Source organism: Kitasatospora purpeofusca (genome assembly GCF_036010405.1).
In the GTDB taxonomy this organism is placed as follows: domain Bacteria; phylum Actinomycetota; class Actinomycetes; order Streptomycetales; family Streptomycetaceae; genus Kitasatospora; species Kitasatospora purpeofusca.
In genome coordinates, this window is the sequence record NZ_CP108561.1 from 1,221,479 (window position 1) to 1,238,195 (window position 16,717).

At 75.8% G+C, this 16,717-nt stretch carries 13 protein-coding genes; 6 read left to right on the forward strand and 7 right to left on the reverse strand.

Annotated elements, in window-relative coordinates:
• Nucleotides 1–48 precede the first annotated feature (48 nt).
• The 4 genes from OG715_RS05350 to OG715_RS05365 all read right to left on the reverse strand — a co-directional run bounded on the left by OG715_RS05350 (nucleotide 49) and on the right by OG715_RS05365 (nucleotide 4,121).
• On the reverse strand, nucleotides 49–582 hold the full coding sequence (locus OG715_RS05350; protein WP_266276924.1) for a hypothetical protein: 534 nt from the start codon (nucleotides 580–582) through the stop codon (nucleotides 49–51).
• A gap of 103 nt (nucleotides 583–685) precedes the next feature.
• Nucleotides 686–2,464, reverse strand: coding sequence for an aa3-type cytochrome oxidase subunit I (gene ctaD / locus OG715_RS05355; RefSeq protein WP_438268157.1), 1,779 nt, complete (start codon nucleotides 2,462–2,464; stop codon nucleotides 686–688).
• A 284-nt stretch (nucleotides 2,465–2,748) separates the two neighbouring features.
• The gene (locus OG715_RS05360; RefSeq protein ID WP_266277459.1) at nucleotides 2,749–3,165 is read right to left on the reverse strand and encodes a pyridoxamine 5'-phosphate oxidase family protein; all 417 of its coding nucleotides are present in this window, start codon (nucleotides 3,163–3,165) and stop codon (nucleotides 2,749–2,751) included.
• A 122-nt stretch (nucleotides 3,166–3,287) separates the two neighbouring features.
• On the reverse strand, nucleotides 3,288–4,121 hold the full coding sequence (locus tag OG715_RS05365; RefSeq protein WP_266276922.1) for a sigma 54 modulation/S30EA ribosomal C-terminal domain-containing protein: 834 nt from the start codon (nucleotides 4,119–4,121) through the stop codon (nucleotides 3,288–3,290).
• A 306-nt stretch (nucleotides 4,122–4,427) separates the two neighbouring features.
• Here OG715_RS05365 and OG715_RS05370 point away from each other — a divergent pair, with 306 nt between their 5' ends.
• The 4 genes from OG715_RS05370 to OG715_RS05385 all read left to right on the forward strand — a co-directional run bounded on the left by OG715_RS05370 (nucleotide 4,428) and on the right by OG715_RS05385 (nucleotide 12,493).
• Nucleotides 4,428–5,072 (forward strand): class I SAM-dependent methyltransferase, encoded by a 645-nt coding sequence (locus OG715_RS05370; RefSeq protein WP_266276920.1) that lies wholly within the window; start codon nucleotides 4,428–4,430, stop codon nucleotides 5,070–5,072.
• Between the two features lie 306 nt (nucleotides 5,073–5,378).
• On the forward strand, nucleotides 5,379–8,729 hold the full coding sequence (locus OG715_RS05375; RefSeq protein WP_266276918.1) for a type 2 lanthipeptide synthetase LanM family protein: 3,351 nt from the start codon (nucleotides 5,379–5,381) through the stop codon (nucleotides 8,727–8,729).
• A gap of 112 nt (nucleotides 8,730–8,841) precedes the next feature.
• Nucleotides 8,842–9,033, forward strand: a complete 192-nt coding sequence (locus OG715_RS05380) for a hypothetical protein (protein ID WP_053643780.1) — start codon at nucleotides 8,842–8,844, stop codon at nucleotides 9,031–9,033.
• 361 nt (nucleotides 9,034–9,394) lie between these two features.
• Nucleotides 9,395–12,493, forward strand: a complete 3,099-nt coding sequence (locus OG715_RS05385) for a helix-turn-helix transcriptional regulator (RefSeq protein ID WP_266277457.1) — start codon at nucleotides 9,395–9,397, stop codon at nucleotides 12,491–12,493.
• A 65-nt stretch (nucleotides 12,494–12,558) separates the two neighbouring features.
• Here the strand turns inward: OG715_RS05385 and OG715_RS05390 are convergent, their stop codons facing one another.
• A complete protein-coding gene (locus OG715_RS05390) occupies nucleotides 12,559–12,951 on the reverse strand; it encodes a hypothetical protein (protein WP_266276916.1) in 393 nt (130 codons plus the stop codon).
• Nucleotides 12,952–13,107: 156 nt separating this feature from the next.
• On the opposite strand from OG715_RS05390, the gene OG715_RS05395 reads away from it, so the two are divergent.
• Entirely contained in the window at nucleotides 13,108–13,863 is a 756-nt protein-coding gene (locus OG715_RS05395; RefSeq protein WP_266276914.1) for a dienelactone hydrolase family protein, read from the forward strand.
• Between the two features lie 44 nt (nucleotides 13,864–13,907).
• Here OG715_RS05395 and OG715_RS05400 read toward each other — a convergent pair whose 3' ends face one another.
• On the reverse strand, nucleotides 13,908–14,798 hold the full coding sequence (locus OG715_RS05400; RefSeq protein WP_266276912.1) for a Vgb family protein: 891 nt from the start codon (nucleotides 14,796–14,798) through the stop codon (nucleotides 13,908–13,910).
• A 135-nt stretch (nucleotides 14,799–14,933) separates the two neighbouring features.
• On the opposite strand from OG715_RS05400, the gene OG715_RS05405 reads away from it, so the two are divergent.
• A complete protein-coding gene (locus OG715_RS05405) occupies nucleotides 14,934–15,506 on the forward strand; it encodes a hypothetical protein (RefSeq protein ID WP_266276910.1) in 573 nt (190 codons plus the stop codon).
• Here the strand turns inward: OG715_RS05405 and OG715_RS05410 are convergent.
• A complete protein-coding gene (locus tag OG715_RS05410; protein WP_266276908.1) occupies nucleotides 15,497–16,666 on the reverse strand; it encodes an AI-2E family transporter in 1,170 nt (389 codons plus the stop codon). The two genes, OG715_RS05405 and OG715_RS05410, sit on opposite strands and share 10 nt — an antisense overlap.
• Nucleotides 16,667–16,717: the final 51 nt, after the last annotated feature.

Below are 16,717 nucleotides of genomic sequence, written 5' to 3' on the forward strand. Positions count from 1 at the left end.
ACGATGCGTCAGGGTCGGGTTCGCCAGGGCCGACCGGTGCCGGTCCGGTCAGGGCCGTTGCCGGTGGGCGTTGCCGAGGCCGAGGAGCAGGAAGGCGGTGGAGACGGCGACCGCGCTGCCCGCGGCGGCGGCCAGGCGCGGTGCGAGCGGGCCGCCGCCGGCGAGCAGGATCGAGGCGGCGCCGAGCGAGGCGGTCACCAGGCCGACGAGCAGCCAGCCGAGCAGGGCCCGCGCGGCCGGGCGGGGAGCCCGGGGCGCCGGGAGCGGTTCGAGCAGCGCCCAGCGTTCGGCCTCCTCCCGCTGTTCGGCGAGGTGCTGGAGCTGGGAGCGGATCCGGAGCAGGACGCCGGCCACGAGTCCGGCGAGCGCGATCTGCGCGGCGGGCTGCCAGGCGGGGACGGCCAGCAGCAGGCCGCCCGCCAGGGCCAGGCAGGCCCACCAGGTAACGCAGGCGGCCGCGGCGGTGCGGGCCGAGCGGGGGCGGTCCTCGCCGGCCTGGAGGTCGGCGACGGCGGGCAGGTACCAGACGCAGCCGGACGCGGTGATCGCGGCGGTGCCGATGGCCAGGACGATGTGCGACATGGTGCCGTCCACTCCTCTGAGCGTCGGTGGGAGGGGCCGCTCCCGCCCGCCCGGGGGTGGCGACACACGGGCGGGAGCGACGTTCGGGGGGCCGGCGGGGCTGTCAGCCGGCCCGGTCGCCGGAGCGCTCGCGGCGCGGCAGCGGGGCGTCGTACGCGGCCGGGGCGACGCCGGCCAGGTACGTGGCGGGTTCGCCGTGGCACTCCAGGTAGTCGCGGGCGGCGATCTCCGGGTGGTGCAGGTCGAAGGCCGGGGATTCGGAGCGGATCCGGGGCAGGGAGGCGAAGTTGTGCCGCGGCGGCGGGCAGGAGGTCGCCCACTCCAGCGAGCGGCCCCAGCCCCACGGGTCGTCGACGGTGACCTTCTCGCCGTACTTCGCCGTCTTCCACACGTTGTAGAGGAACGGCAGGATCGACAGGCCGAGCAGGAACGAGCCGATGGTGGACACCGTGTTGAGCGCGGTGAGCCCGTCGGAGGCCAGGTAGTCGGCGTAGCGGCGGGGCATGCCCGCAGCGCCGAGCCAGTGCTGCACCAGGAAGGTGCTGTGGAAGCCGACGGTGAGGGTCCAGAAGGTGACCTTGCCGAGGCGCTCGTCGAGCATCCTGCCGGTCATCTTCGGCCACCAGAAGTGGAAGCCGGCGAACATCGCGAAGACGACGGTGCCGAACAGCGTGTAGTGGAAGTGGGCGACGACGAAGTACGAGTCGGAGACGTGGAAGTCGAGCGGCGGGGCCGCGAGCAGCACGCCGGTGAGGCCGCCGAAGAGGAAGGTGACCAGGAAGCCGACCGTCCAGAGCATCGGGGTCTCGAAGCTCAGCGAGCCCTTCCACATGGTGCCGACCCAGTTGAAGAACTTCACACCGGTCGGTACGGCGATCAGGAAGGTCATGAAGGCGAAGAACGGCAGCAGCACCTGCCCGGTGACGTACATGTGGTGCGCCCACACGGTCACGGAGAGGCCGGCGATCGCGATGGTGGCCGCGATCAGGCCGGAGTAGCCGAACATCGGCTTGCGGCTGAACACCGGGATCACCTCGGAGACGATGCCGAAGAACGGCAGCGCCAGGATGTAGACCTCGGGATGGCCGAAGAACCAGAACAGGTGCTGCCAGAGCATCGCGCCGCCGGAGGACGGGTCGAAGACGTGCGAGCCGAACTTGCGGTCGCACTCCAGCGCCAGCAGCGCGGCGGCCAGCACCGGGAAGACCAGCAGCACCAGGAGCGAGGTGAGCAGCACGTTCCAGCAGAAGATGGACATCCGGAACATGGTCAGGCCGGGGGCCCGCATGCAGATGATCGTGGTGATGAAGTTGACGGCGCCGAGGATGGAGCCGAAGCCGGAGAGCGTCACGCCCATGATCCACATATCGGCGCCGATGCTCGGCGAGTGGACGGCGTCGGACAGCGGCGCGTAGAGGAACCAGCCGAAGTCGGCGGCGCCCTGCGGGGTGGCGAAGCCGGCGGCCGCGATCAGCGAGCCGAACATGAACAGCCAGAAGGCCAGCATGTTCAACCGGGGGAAGGCGACGTCGGGGGCACCGAGCTGCAGCGGCATGATCCAGTTGGCGAAGCCGGTGAACAGCGGCATCGCGAAGAGCAGCAGCATCACCGAACCGTGCATGGTGAAGGCCTGGTTGAACTGCTCGTTGGAGAGGATCTGCGTCCCCGGCCGGGCGAGTTCGGCGCGCATGACCAGGGCGAGGACACCGCCGATCAGGAAGAACCCGAACGAGGACACCAGGTACATGGTGCCGATCGTCTTGTGGTCGGTGGTCGTCAGCAGTCGGACCAGGGCCGAGCCGGGCCGATCGGCCCGGACCCCTCCCGGTCGGACGGCGGACGGCGGCGGCGCGCTGTCGCCCTGTGCCTCGATGGCGCTCAAGGACGGACTCCTTCGGAACTTCTGCGGATGGGTGGCGATCCATGATCGGAACTCACCACCCCTGCACCCCAGGGCCGTTGGACCCAGTGGACGGGGGCCGGTGGGCCTCGGATCCGGGCCTCCGGGCGGGACCACCGTCCGGTCGGGACCACCTACCGGAAACGCCTGGAACACCGGGAACGCCGAACGGCCGGTGCGGCCGGGAGAGTCGACGCTCCCCCGGACGCACCGGCCGCACCTGTCTCACCGGCCGCACCGACCGCGCCTGTCTCACCGGTCCCGGTTCAGGACGCCGCGGCGGTCCCCGCGGTGAGCCGGTAGCCGGCCACCAGGTCGGGCTGGATGGCCACCATGTGGTCCATCGAACCGCTCACCCAGGGACTCAACAGCTGCCGGTAGCGCGCGAGTCGGGCGGGATCGGTGACCGGCCGGGCGAAGCCGGTGACCACCACGCTCCAGCCCAGCCTGGTCACCGGGTCGATCGCGTCCGCCTCGTAGGCGACCACCACGCCGATGTCCTCGTCCCCCAGGGCGGCCGCGGTGAGCGCGGCACCCTCGTGGGTGCGGATCACCACGGTGTCGTCGACCAGGACGTGGTTGACCGGACGGATCGCGGGCAGCGCCCGCACGGTGAAGACGATCCGGCCGAACGGCGCGCCGCCGAGCAGCCGCAGCGCCTCGGCCCGTTCCAGCGGCACCAGTTCGCGGGGCGGCGCCTCGACCGGCGGCCGGGGCCGCGGCGCCGGGCCCGGCCGGTGGAGGGGCGGCGGCGGGCCGTCGGAGCGGCGCAGCGCCCGCAGTCGGCGGCGGACGGACTCGTCGCTCACGAGGCGGCCGCGATCAGGCCGAGGCCGCCGTCGAAGCGCCGGTAGAGCACCCGGCCGCGCCCCGAACCGGGTTGGGCGAAGAACAGGTGGGGCAGTTCGGCGGAGGTGAGCCGTTCGACGGCCTGTTCCTCGCTCAACTCCGGTGCGCCGCAAGGGCTGAGGGTCAGCGGCACGGCCGGCCGGGTGGGCGGACCGGCGGCCCGCGTACGGGCCAGCCGGTAGCCGGTCGGGCCGACCCGGTAGACGACCGCGTCGGTCTCGGTGGCCGGATCGGTGAACAGGTGGATGTCGTAGTCCATCGCGTCCATGGTGCGGGCCGCCGCGTCCGGGGAGCACCGGACGAGTTGCGGCTGCTTGCGCCGGACGATGCGCCGGGGGCCGGGCGGGCAGGGGACTTCGAGGCGCGCGACGGCGCTGCCGGACGGCACGGCCCCGACGGGCCCGGAGGGTCCGGCGGCCACCGGAAGCCCCCGGGTGCGGGTCCGGCGCGGCCACGGTCGGGGCGTCCACCCGGCGGTGACGGCGGTCATCCGGACGCGCAGCCCGTCCGCGAGCCGGTCCAGCGCCTCGCCCAGGTCGGCGGCGGCCTCCTGGACGCGGATCCGCCGGCCGTCGACCTCGGCGTTCACCTGGGCCAGCACTCCCGGCGGGCCCGGGGCCCCCGAGCCGCTGCCCGCGGAGCCCGCCGTGCCGAGCGTCCCGATCCGGATCCGCAACGACTCCACCAGGGCGTCCGCCCCGCTCACCACCGCGGCGATCCGGGTTCTCGCGTCGGCGGCGAAGCCCCGCGAAATCCCCTCGCACACCCGCACCGTGACCAACTCGCCCACCTCAGGCCTCTTCCCGTTCCGCCGCGCTGTCGTCCTGCCCGCGCCGACCCGCACCCGGCGGGCCCCGCAACACCGGCGCGGCGCTCACGATCCCTCCCCGCCGAAGGGAGCGGGAAGGGCCGAACGGCCCCATCGGCACGCGCCCACCGGCCCCGCCGCCCGGCCGGGACACCTTCACCCCGCCCGCACCCGCACCCCGCCCGCACCCCGCCCGCCGTCCCGCGCGGCCGCCTGCCACGGTGCCGAACACGCGCCCCACACACCCCCGGCGCACCACCGCCACCCGGGGCGTGCCATCATCGGGCCATGTCGGCACCTGACGACCAGTCCGCGTACTGGAACTCCACGGGGACCACCAAGACCTTCGGCCATCCGCTCGACCCCGTCTGGGCGGCCCGGACCGACCCGGCGGCCGCCCTGCTCGACTACGGCTGCGGTTACGGCCGGCTCGCGGGCGACCTGCTCGGCCTGGGTTTCCGCGACATCGAGGGCGTGGACGTCGCCCCCGAGCTGATCGCCCGGGCCCGCGCCGAACAGCCCGCCGCCCGCTTCGCCGTGCTGGCCGACCCGCCCCGGCTCGACCGGCCGGACGGCAGCTACGACGCGGCCTTCCTGTTCGCCGTGCTCACCTGCGTGCCCGACGACGACGCGCAGCGCGCCCTGGTCGCCGAGCTGCACCGGGTCCTGCGGCCGGGCGGGCTGCTGCACCTCAGTGACTACCTCCTCCAGCCGGACGAGCGGAACCAGGAGCGCTACCGGCGCTCCGAGGCCCGCTTCGGGCGGTTCGGCGTGTTCGAGACCGGTGACGGCGCGGTCTGCCGCCACCACACCCGGGACTGGCTGGACGGGCTGTTCGCCGGGTTCGACCCGGTGGACGCGCGGGAGCTCCCGGTGCGCACCATGAACGGTCACCCCGCCACGGCGACCCAACTGCTCCTCGCCCGGCGCTAGTGGACACCGGCCCCGGCCCGGCCACCCGGAACACCCCCCTCCATCGGCGGGGGTCCGGCGGATCGTGCGGGCCGAACGGCACAAAGATGGGGGCTCGTCCCCCATGCCCCGGCAACCGCCCCGACGACAGGATCAGCAACGAGGGCAGCGCCTTCGACGGCAGCGCGGCTCTCTCCCGGCATCGGAGGTGCGGTGGTGGCTGAGGTGAACACCGTGCGCAACACGCGCCCCGACGGGGGCGCCGGACCGGTTCAGGGCCCGGTCGCACCGGCGGTCCCCTCGGCCATACCGTTCCCGCACACTCCGATGCCCGGCGACTTCCCCGCACTACCCGCACTACCCGCACTACCCGCACCACCCGCCGCACCCGCCCCGACGGCGGAAGCGGCGGAGACGGCGGCGCCCGACCCGAACCAGAACCAGAACCAGAACCAGAACCACCCCTCCCAGACTCCCCGCTCCCACCACGCTCGTCTCCGGTCCCCCCGTGCCGGCGGCCCGCCGTGGTGGGAGCGGGGACTGACCCCCGGTCGGCCGGCGCCCGCCACCCGCCCGGACTGGGCCGCGTTCACCGAGGCCGCGGTGGCCGCCGCGCCCGTCCGCCCGGTCGTGCCGCGCGCCGCCTACCCGGGCCTGAGCGGCTTCGCGCTCGTCCTCCAGCCCTTCGCCGACCGGGCGCGGGTCCGGCTGCTGACCGCGCTCACCCCCGCCGTGCGGACGGCCGACCAACTGGGCCGGATCGACCTGACCGCGCTGCGCGCCGAGTTCACGGCGCGGCTCACCGAACGGCTGGCCCGGATCGCCGCCCGCACCCTCGTCCTGGAGCTCAACACGGCCCGGGCGGCCGGACGGCTGGCCGGCGGCACCCCGCAGGAGCGGTTCCGCTCCTTCCTCGCGCTCACCGCCCGCCGCGAGGGCCTGGCCGCGCTGCTGCGCGACTACCCCGTGCTGGCCCGGCTGCTCGCCCGCGCCTGCCTGGACGCCGCCGACGCCCACGCCGAACTGCTGGACCGCTTCGCCGCCGACCGGGCGCTGCTGGTCTCCGGGCTGCTGCGCGGCCGCGACCCGGGCACGCTGCTGGCCGTCACCGCCGACGCCGGCGACCGCCACCGGCGCGGCCGGGCCGTCGCCGTGCTGCACTTCGCCAACGGCACCGCCGTCGTCCACCGCCCCCGGCCGCCCGCCGCACACCGGCACTTCAACGCCCTGCTCGGCTGGTACGGCGCGCAGCCCGGCGTGCCCCGGCTGCGCGCGCTCGGCCTGCTCGACCGCGGCACCCACGGCTGGACCGAGTACGCCGAGGCCCGGCCCTGCCTGACCCGCTACGACGTCGAGCGGTTCTACCGGCGGCAGGGCGCGCTGCTCGCACTGCTGCACGTCCTGGACGGCACCGACACCCACTTCGAGAACCTGGTCGCGTGCGGGGACCACCCGGTCCTGGTGGACGTCGAGACGCTCTTCCACCCCCCGGCGGGCGAACCCCGCCCCGTCCCCGTCCCCGACACCGCCTCCGGCCCAGGCACCGGCACCGGCACCGGCACCCCCGAGGAGGACCCGGCGGCCCGCGCGCTCGCCGAGTCCGTCCACCGCGTCGGCCTGCTGCCGCAGCTGCTGATCGGCGACGACGGCGCCGCGGACGTCTCCGGCATCGGCGGCGGCGGCACCGGACGGCGGCTCTCCCCGGTCGACGGCGTGGACTGGGCCGGCGCCGGCACCGACGAGATGCGGCTGGTGCGCCGCCCGCGCCCGTTCGGCGCCGCGCACAACCGGCCGCGGCTCGGCGGCGCGGAGGTCGAGCCCGCCGAGCACACCGAGGCCCTGGTGGCCGGTTTCCGCGCCGGGTACGCGGCGCTCGCCGCCGGCCGCGACGACCTCACCGGCCCGCGCGGGCTGCTGCGCTCCTTCGCGGACGCCGAGGTCCGGGTGGTCGCCCGGGCCACCCGGGTCTACGCCCGGCTGCTGGACGAGTCCACCCACCCCGACGTGCTGCGCGAGGCGGGCGCCCGGCAGGCCGTGCTCGACCTGCTGCGCACCGACGCGGTCGACGACCCCGGCCGCCCCGGGCTGGCGGACCACGAGATCGCCGACCTGTGGACCGGCGACGTGCCGCTGTTCACCACCCGGCCCGGCACCCGCGACCTGTGGACCTCCGGCGGCCGGCGGCTGCCCGGCGAGCTGGCCGAACCGGGGCTGGCCCGGGTCGAGGCCAAGCTCGCCGCACTCGGCGCGGTCGACCGCAAGGACCAGGAGTGGATCGTGCGCGCCGCCATGGCCGGGGCCGCCGACACCCCCGCGCACCGGCCCGGGCGTCCGGTGCCGGAGAACGTCTGGGCCACCGCGCCCGAGCCCGAACGGCTGCTGGCCGCCGCCCGGGGGCTCGGCGACCAGCTCGTCGCCGCCGCCTACCAGGGCCGTTCCCGCACCAACTGGCTCGGCCTCGAACTGCTCGCCGACCGCCACTGGCGGGTCCGGCCGCTCGGCGCGGACCTCGCCGGCGGGTACACCGGCACCGCGCTGTTCCTCGCCCAGCTCGCCGCGCTCACCGGGACCGACCGCTACGCCGAGGCCGCACGCCGGGCCCTCGCGCCCGTCCCCGGACTGCTCGACGCCCTCGGCTCCCACCCCGGCCACCCCGCGGCCGTCGGCTCCGGCGCCTTCGCGGGCCTCGGCGGCATCAGCTACGCGCTCGCCGAACTCGCCCGGCTCCTGGACGATCCGCCGATCGCCGGGTGGGCCGGGGCGGCGGTCGCGCTCACGCTCGCCGCCGCCGAGGGCGAGGCCGACCCGGGGGTGCACAGCGGCACCGCCGGCGGGCTCGCGGCCCTGCTCGCCGTGCAGGCCGGAGCCGTTCACGCCGGGGCCGTCCACGCCGGGACACAGGCTGCCACCGAGGCCCGGGCCGCCGCCGCCCGCTGCGCCGAGCTGCTCGCCGCCCACCCCCTCCCCGCCACCGCCGGCTTCGCCCACGGTTCGGCCGGCGTCGGTTGGGCACTGCTGCGCTACGCCGAGGCCACCGCCGAACCCCCCGAGGGCCCGTACCACCGGGCCGGTCTGGCCGCCCTGCGCGCGGCCACCGCCGTCCGTTCCCGCGAGGGCTCCTGGTGCCGGGGCCGCCCCGGGATCGCCCTCGCCGTCCTCGACAGCCCGCTCGCGCTCGCCGACCGGGAGCTCGCCGACTGGGCCCAGCGGGCCGTCCGGAACACCGCCCGCGCCACCCCGCTCGGCGACCACAGCCTGTGCCACGGCGAGCTGGGGGTGCTGGAACTGCTCGGCCGGCACGGACCCGCCGCCGGCCGTACCCCGTGGGTCCGGCGGGCCGGTGCCCTGCTGGCCGCCGTCGACCAGGACGGCGCTCGGTCCGGCACGCCCGACCACGTCCCGCACCCCGGACTGCTCACCGGCCTGGCCGGGATCGGCCACGGACTGCTCCGCCTCGGCTTCCCCGAGCAGGTGCCGTCGGCCCTGCTGCTCCGCCCCCGCGCCCCGGCGGCAAGCGGACCCGCTCCGGCGACCGCCCCCGCACCCGGCTCCGCGGCGGCGGCCCACCGGGCCGCGCGGCCCTTCGGCACCGCCCTCCCCGACCCCCCGGCCGTCCCGGCCACCGCCGCTTCCCTCCGCGTCGTCGGCGGACCGCGCAGCCCGGTCGCGCTCCGCTGACCGCCCCGGCGGGCCGCCCGGACCGCCGGCCGCCCCCGACCGAACCGGCGCCGCCCGCACCACGTCCTCCCTCCCGAACCATCCATCACCACCACGAACGGAGCTCCCCACCATGCACAACCACGACGAGCGGCTCACCCTGCCGCAGACCGCCGTCCGCCCCGGCGAGACGGCCGACCACCCGGCCGGCGAGATCCGCCTGCGCGCGGGCGGCGGCCTGGGCCTGCGTTCCCACCTGCTCGCCGGGACGGGCGGTGCCATCCCCCCGATCATCGAGTTCCCGACCATGACCACCCCCTTCTGATGACCAACCAGCTTTTCTGACCCACTAGCACCTCTTCCCGACCCCGTTCGGACGCGCTCGTATTCGTTCGGACCCGTTCGGGAACAGCCCGACCCCGAGCACCACCACCGAGCACCACCCCCGGCCGCCACCGGCCGGACCGTCCGCCGCCGAGGACCGGGCAGCCCCTCGGCGGCGGACCCCGCCCCGCCCGGCGCACACCCCGCGCGCACCTCGCGTGCACCCGGGCCCCGTCGCCCCGTGGCGACCCCGTGACCGAATGTGGTCGTACGGCAACGACCCGGTGCTGACACGGTGTCTGCTTCGTGATCGATTCACCGCACTTCAGAACGGAATCCCCGTCAAGTAGCCTGCGCCCATGGTGCGCACCACGTCGTCGATCACCGTCGGCCGCGCCGCCGAGCTCGCGATGCTCGGCGGCGCGCTGGCCGCTGCCCGCCAACGGGCCGGCGGAGCGGTCTTCCTGCTCGGCGAGGCCGGCATCGGCAAGTCCCGACTGGCCGGGGAATGCGCCTACCACGCGTACGGCCTGGGCCTGCCGGTGCTGCGCGGGCGGGGCAGCTCGACCGGCACCGTGACGCCGTTCCGCCCGCTGATCGAGGCGCTGTCCTCACGGTTCCGGGCCGCCGGTCCGCCCGCCGACCCCGAACTCGCCCCCTACCGCCCCGCGCTCGCCCGGCTCGTCCCCGAGTGGCGGGACGCCGCACCGGCGGCCGGCGCGGGCGCCTACCCGGAGACGGTCGTCGAACTCGCCGAGGCACTGCTCCGGCTGCTCGCGGTGCTCGGCCGCGACCAGGGCTGCGTCCTGCTGCTGGAGGACCTCCACGACACCGACGCCGAGACCGTCGCCGTCCTGGAGTACCTGGTCGACAACCTCGCGGGCCTCCCGGTCCTGCTGCTCGCGACCCTGCGGGCCGAACCCGGCCCGGCCCTGGAACTGGTACGGGCCGCCGAGCGCCGCCGCGCCGCGACCGTCGCCGAACTCCCGCCGCTGCCGCCCGCCGAGGTCACCGCACTGGCCGCCGCTATCCTGGAGGACGCGACCGGCGAACTCCCGGCGCCCCTGGTCGAGCACCTCGTCGAACGCGGCGACGGCTGCCCGTACCTGGTCGAGGAACTCCTCTCCGACCTGCTGGACCGGGGCGTGCTGCGGCGCGCCGAGGACGGCCGCTGGCAACTGGCCGACGGCTCCCGGCCCGGCGTGCCGAGCACCATCGTCCGCAGCTGGGGCCACCGGATCGACCAACTCGACCCCCAGGTGCGGGAGCTGCTGCTGACGGCGGCCACCCTCGGCAGCCGGTTCTCGGTGACCACCGTCCAACTGATCACCGGCTACGACGACCGGACCCTGTTCAGCCACCTCCGCTCGGCCTCCGAGGCCAATGTGATCGTGCCGGACGGCTCCGCCCCCGACCGCTACGCCTTCCGGCACGCGCTGACCGCCGACGCGGTGACGGCGGCCCTCGCCCCCGCCGAACGCGCCGCGCTGGCCCGCCGGGCGGCCCGCTCCATCGTCCGCGCCGACCCCGAACTCGCCGACGAACGGCGCCAGTTGGTCGCCTCCCTACTCCTGCTGAGCGGCGACCGGGCAGGCGCGGCCGTGCACTTCGCGGAAGCCGGCCGCCGGGTCCTGGAGGCCGGGGCGGCCGGCTCCGCGGTGGTCCTGCTGGAACGCGCGCACGAACTCGCGGCCGACGCCGAACGGGCCTGCGTCACCGAGCTGCTGCTCCCGGCGCTGGCCGAATCCGGACAGCTGGACCGGGCGTTCGAACTGGTCCGCACCCTGCCGCCGGTCCCGCCGTCCGCGACCGCCGCCCCCGGCCCGGGCTCCGGTTCCGGGCCCGGTTCCGGGCCCGGTTCCGGGCCCGGTTCCGGTTCCGGTTCCGGTTCCGGTTCCGGCGAGGGACGGGGGTCGCTCCCCACCCCGGCCGTGGAGCGCCGGATCGAACTGCACACCCGGCTCGCCTGGGCCGCCGTGATGGCCGAGCGCGGCCCGGACGCGGTGGCCCAGGTCTCCGCCGCGCGGGCACTCACCGCAGGCCGGCCGCGCCCCGAGCAGGACGCCGCACTGGCCGTGGTCGAGGGCCACCTCGCCCTGCTGCCGGACCACACCCCGGGCCCGGTCGACAGTGGCGACGACCGCGACCACGAGACCACCTCACCGACCGCAGCCCGCCTCGCCGAGGCCGAACGACGCGCCCGCCGCGCCGCCGAGGTGGCCGAACGCGCCGGCCTCCCGGTGGTCGCCTGCCAGGCCTGGCAGCTGCTCGCCCTGCTCTCCCGCGAACAGGGATTCGACGCCGCCGACGCCTGCCTGGAACGCATGCTGGCCGTCGCCGAGGCCAACGCCCTACCCGTCTGGCGGGTCGAGGCCATGCTCCGGCTCGGCGCCAACGCCTTCATGCGCACCGGCGACGGCACCCGCCTGGAACGCGCCCGGGAGGCCGCCGCCGGACTCGGCGCGATCGTCCTCGCCCAGACCCTCGACGGACTGCTCGCGATGAACGCGGTGATGCGCGGCGACTGGCACACCGCCCGCACCACCGTCGACCGCTGCCTCGACGCCACCGCCCGGCTGCACAACCTCGCCGCCCACCGCTACCTGCTGCTCTCCTCCGCCACCCTCGCCGCACACCTCGGCCGCACCCGCGAGATGGAACACGAACTCGCCCGGTTCCGGCAGGCCGGCGGCGAGGAGTCCTTCCTGACGCCGCTGCGCTACGGACTGTGCCGGGCCGTCGGCGCCCTGCTCGCCGAGGACCGCCCCGGCGCCCGCGCCGAACTCGCCGCCGGACTGGCCTGGGAGGAGGAGCACCCCAGCGTGTTCTACCTGGCCGGACGGCACGGCCTGTACCCGCTGCTGGAAGTGGTCGAGGGCCGCTGGGACCGCGCCGCCCTCGACCGGGCCGCCGCCGCACCCGCCGCCGAACTGGCCTGGAACCGCCAGTTCCTGCGGTTCGCCGACGCGGTCCTGCTGGGCCGCGAGGGCCGCCCCGCCGAGGCCGCCCGCACGCTCGCCGACACCGGCCCCGGCGCCGCGTCCTTCCCCCTCGCCCACCACCTCGCGCTGCGGCTCGCCGCCGAAACCGCGCTCGCCGACGGCTGGGGCGACCCGGTGGCCTGGCTGCGCACCGCCGAGGAGTACTTCCACCAGTTGGAGGTCCAGCCGGTGGCCGCCGCCTGCCGGACCCTGCTGCGCCGGGCCGGCGCCAGCGTCGCCCAGCACCGCGGCGGCCGCGACGCCGTCCCGGCCGGACTGCGCACCTGCGGGGTGACGGTCCGCGAGTACGAGGTGCTCGTCCTGCTCGCCGACCGCCCGGGCAACCAGGAACTGGCCCGCAAACTCTCCATCTCACCGCGCACGGTGGAGAAGCACCTCGCCAGCCTGCTCGCCAAGACCGGACACCCGGACCGCGCCGCCCTCTGCGCCCTCGCCACCGAACTCCGCACCGGACCCTGACCAGGACCGGGACCGGGCCCGGGACCGGGACCGGGCGCCGGTGGCCCGAAGCCCGACCGGAGCTCTCACCGCGAGCCCCGGCCGAAGAGGCGCCTGCGGCCCGAGGGCGGCTCCGGGGGGCGCACGCCCTTGACCTCCTCCTGGGAGGCGATCAACTCGCCGACGCCCACCCGGAAGCGGGTCTCCTTGTAGCCGCACCCCACCCGGACCAGCAGGGCGCCGTCCGGCAGGCGGTAGACCTGGCGTCCCGGCCGGCCCCCGGGGTTCAGGAGCCAGGCGATGTTCTCGGGGACATGGCTGTCGGCGAGCGCCCGGGCGGCCGCCTCGGCCGCCTCCCGGGTGCCCTGAACCTCCGTGGTCCGCGCCAGGTGCCAGCGGTAGAGGTCGTAGCCGTACGAGTCGATGCTCGCGTAGTCCGCCGTCTCCTCTTCGAGGACGACGTACCAAGATCCCGTCATGGGGACCAGGCTACCGACACCGAAGGGTTGCCGTCATCGGCCCCGCGAGCCTGACGGCCTGCTGCGGGAGCAGCGGCCCGGAGGAACACGCACGCTGTTCCGCCGGTGGCGGAACACCGGCCGGACCGGGCCCGACGCTCACTACAGTCCGGTCCCATGACGACGATCACGACGCGCACGGTCGAGTACCCGGCGGACGGTCTGACGATGACCGGACACCTCGCCCTCCCCTCCGGTACGGGGCGCCGGCCCGCGGTACTGCTCGGACCGGAGGGCATGGGGCTCAGCGACGTCGAACGCCGCCGGGCCGACGCCCTCGCCGAACTGGGATACGTGGCGCTGGCCTTCGACCTCCACGGCGGGCGCTACCTGGGCGACCCCGAGGAGATGCTGGCCCGCTGCCTGCCGCTGCTCGCCGATCCCGACCGGATGCGGGAGATCGGCCACGCGGCGCTCGACGTGCTGCGCACCGAACCGCGGACCGACCCCGACCGGATCGCCGCCGTCGGCTACGGCACCGGGGGCGCCGTCGCACTGGAACTCGGGCGCGACGGCGCCGACCTGCGTGCGATCGGGACAGTCAACGCGCTGACCACGGGCCGGCCGGGCGAGGCGGCGCGCATCCGCTGCCCGGTGTGGGCCGGTGTCGGGTCGGAAGACCCGATCATGCCGCCCGCGCAACGCGACGCGTTCACCGCCGAGATGCAGGCCGCGGGCGTCGACTGGCGCCTCACGGTCTACGGCGGCGCCCTGCACGCCTTCCACCACCCCACGGTCGACCACCCCACCGTCCCCGGCGTCGGCCACCACCCGCGCCACGCGCAGCGGGCCTGGCGCGACGTCGTCGACCTGCTCGCCGAGTGCCTGCCCGTGACGGAGGCACCCGACCCTGCTTCCGCTGTGCGGACTTGAGGGGAGCGGGCTGCCAGTGCCCGATGCGGACCGGGCGTGCGGCCCTAGCCGACGAGCCGGGCGATCGCGCCGAGTTCCAGGGCGGCGTGGACGGTGCCGTCCGGGGTGACGGCGAGGCCGTGCGGCTCGGGGGCCGCGCCACCCTCGCCGCCGTCCAGCTCGTACCCGGCGTAGGCGCCGTCGGGCGTGAGGGAGCCGATCCGGCCGGCGGCCCACTCGGTGAACCAGAGCCGGCCGTCCGGGCCCGCCGTGACGGCGTGCGGGCGGGCCTCGCGGTCCGGCAGCGGGAACTCCGTCACCTCGCCGTCCACGGTGATCCGGCCCACCTGGCCGGCGCCGATCTCGACGAACCAGAGCGCGCCGTCCGGGCCCGCCGTGATGCCGACCGGGCCCGCGCCCTCGGTGGGCAGCGGGTAGAGGGCCGTCTCGCCGTCGACCGTGATCCGGCCGATCGCGTTGCCCTGGTTGAGGGTGAACCACAGCGCGCCGTCCGATCCGGCGGCGATCATCGAGGGGAAGCCGCCGGCGACCGGCAGCGGGTACTCGGTGACCTCGCCGTCCACCGTGATCCGCCCGATGAGGTCGGCGTTCATCCCGGTGAACCACAGCGCGCCGTCCGGTCCGGCCGCGAGGCCGTACGGGCCGCAGTCCGCGGTGGGCAGCGCGAAGGAGACCGCCTCGCCGTCGACCGTGATCCGGCCGATCCGGTGGTCCCGCATCCGGGTGAACCAGAGGGCGCCGTCCGGACCCGCCGCGATCACCGCGGGGCCGCAGTCCGGCGAGTCCAGCGGGTAGCGGGCCACCGTCCCGTCCGCCGCCAGCCGCCCGATCCCCCCGGCGTGCACCAGGGTGAACCACACCCCGCCGTCCGCCCCTACCGCCACCCCGTACGGCCCGGCCGCACCGTCCGACACCACGACCCGTTCGATCGCCATCGGCCGCCCCACCCCCGTCTCTTGACACATCGACAATAAAAAAACCGTGCGCGAAGCACTCTCCCCCAACGGCCCCACCGGGGGCAAACCACCGCCCGCCGCCGATTGTCGGTGGGGTGGCCTACCGTCCTCCGCATGGGCATCTATCTGGTGAGTGTCGAGGCCGACGACTGGCTCGACGGGGAAGCGCTCGGGCCGGTCGCCCGGGAGCTCGACACGGTCCTGGCCGGGCGGGGGCTGCCGCCCTTCGTCTGCCCGCCCGCGACGGAGTTCCGGGCCGGGTCGGGGCAGCACTTCGAGGTCAAGCTGAACCGGCCGATCAGCGGGTTCGAGGCGTTCTGCCGGGAGCTGGGCGACGGCACGGTCGAGGCCCTGCTCGGCTGGGACGTGCTCCTCCCGGTGGAGCTGGAGGCGCCGGTCCTGCTCCCGGTGGAGTGCTCCTACAACGACATGACGGCGGTCGGCGACGCGCACCGGGCGATCGCCGCCGCCCGGCGGCTGGCGGAGCTGCTCGCCCTGCCGCCCGGCATACCCGAGCACTGCGACAACCTGGAGATCAACTCCTGGTTCGAGGACCACGCGGCCGCCGCGGCCGCGGCCTCCCCGGGGCCCTGGGCGGAGGACCTCGACATCGCCTTCCACGCCGCGCTGTTCCTGCGCGCAGCCGAGTACACGCTGCGGCGCGGCCGCCCGCTGCACTACTCCTGACGCCCTCCGGCGACCGGAGCGGGGGTCGGACCAGCGGTCGGCGGACCTGCGGCGGACCCGCCGTTCCGGTCGCTGCGGCGACCCCGTCCGCGATCGCCGCGCAGCACGGAGACGACACCGAGCCCGGCGGCGCAGATCGGCACGGCCAGCAGGGCACCGATGATGCCGGCGATCCCCGCGCCCGCCACCACGGCGACCATGATGGTGCCCGGGTGGAGTTCCACGGTCCGGCTCTGGATCAGCGGCTGGAGGACGTTGCCCTCGAAGGCCTGGACGGCGACGACGATGCCGAGCGCCCACAGCGCTGTGCCGAGCCCGCCGTCGGCGAGGGCGACCAGCACGGCGACCGCCCCGGAGAGGAAGGCCCCGACGAACGGGATGTAGGCGCCCATGAAGACCAGCGCACCGAGCCCGGGCGCGCCGGGGACCCCGAGGACGAGCAGACCGACGGTGATGGAGAGGGCGTCGATCAGGGCGATCAGCGTGGTGCCGCGCATGAAGCCGGCCATCGCGTCGAAGGCCCGCTCGGCGCACAGGACGGCGGTCTCCGCGCTGCGGGGCGGCAGGTAGGAGCGGACGACCTCGCCGGTGCGGTGGCCGTCGCGGAGGAAGAAGAAGACCAGGGCGAGGGCCAGCACCCCGCCGGTGGCGATCTGGGTGGCCAGGCCCAGGCCGGAGAGCACACCGTCGGTGACGGTCGAGACGAGCGAATTGGTCTCGCCCTGGGCGTTTGCCAGGACGTGCCGGATCTTCTCGCCGACCGGCCCGAGCCAGTCGGCGATCCGGTCGCCCGCCTCCGGGAGCGCGTGGGCGATCTGCGGGGCGCTGTGCACCAGCGAGTTGACGAGCAGGGCGATCACCCCGCCGACGGCGGCGACCAGGACGGCGCAGGTCAGCCCGGCGGCGACCGAACGGCTGAACCCGCGCCGGACCATCCACGGCATCACCGGGTAGAGCAGCGAGGTGCCGAGCAGCGCCAGGATGACCGGCACGGTCGCGGCCCGCAGTTCGACCAGGGCGAAGACGATCAGCGAGGCGACGGTGATGAGCAGCACGACCGCCGCGGACCAGGCGGCTGCCGCCCGGAGCGCGGGCGGCAGCATGAGGTAGGGGCGGCGGTGGTCGACCGGCCGCGGCTCGGGTGGGTTCTCGCCCGGCATCCGTTCCTCCCGTCATCCGCCTTCCGCCCCGGTCGGGCGATCGGTCCAGGT

Bases quoted from the DNA above. Each gene is read 5' to 3' on its own strand.
- OG715_RS05350 (WP_266276924.1), bottom strand. From the start codon at position 582: ATGTCGCACATCGTCCTGGCCATCGGCACCGCCGCGATCACCGCGTCC.
- OG715_RS05370 (WP_266276920.1), top strand. From the start codon at position 4,428: ATGTCGGCACCTGACGACCAGTCCGCGTACTGGAACTCCACGGGGACC.
- OG715_RS05375 (WP_266276918.1), top strand. From the start codon at position 5,379: ATGCCCGGCGACTTCCCCGCACTACCCGCACTACCCGCACTACCCGCA.
- OG715_RS05380 (WP_053643780.1), top strand. From the start codon at position 8,842: ATGCACAACCACGACGAGCGGCTCACCCTGCCGCAGACCGCCGTCCGC.
- OG715_RS05390 (WP_266276916.1), bottom strand. From the start codon at position 12,951: ATGACGGGATCTTGGTACGTCGTCCTCGAAGAGGAGACGGCGGACTAC.
- OG715_RS05395 (WP_266276914.1), top strand. From the start codon at position 13,108: ATGACGACGATCACGACGCGCACGGTCGAGTACCCGGCGGACGGTCTG.
- OG715_RS05400 (WP_266276912.1), bottom strand. From the start codon at position 14,798: ATGGCGATCGAACGGGTCGTGGTGTCGGACGGTGCGGCCGGGCCGTAC.
- OG715_RS05405 (WP_266276910.1), top strand. From the start codon at position 14,934: ATGGGCATCTATCTGGTGAGTGTCGAGGCCGACGACTGGCTCGACGGG.
- OG715_RS05410 (WP_266276908.1), bottom strand. From the start codon at position 16,666: ATGCCGGGCGAGAACCCACCCGAGCCGCGGCCGGTCGACCACCGCCGC.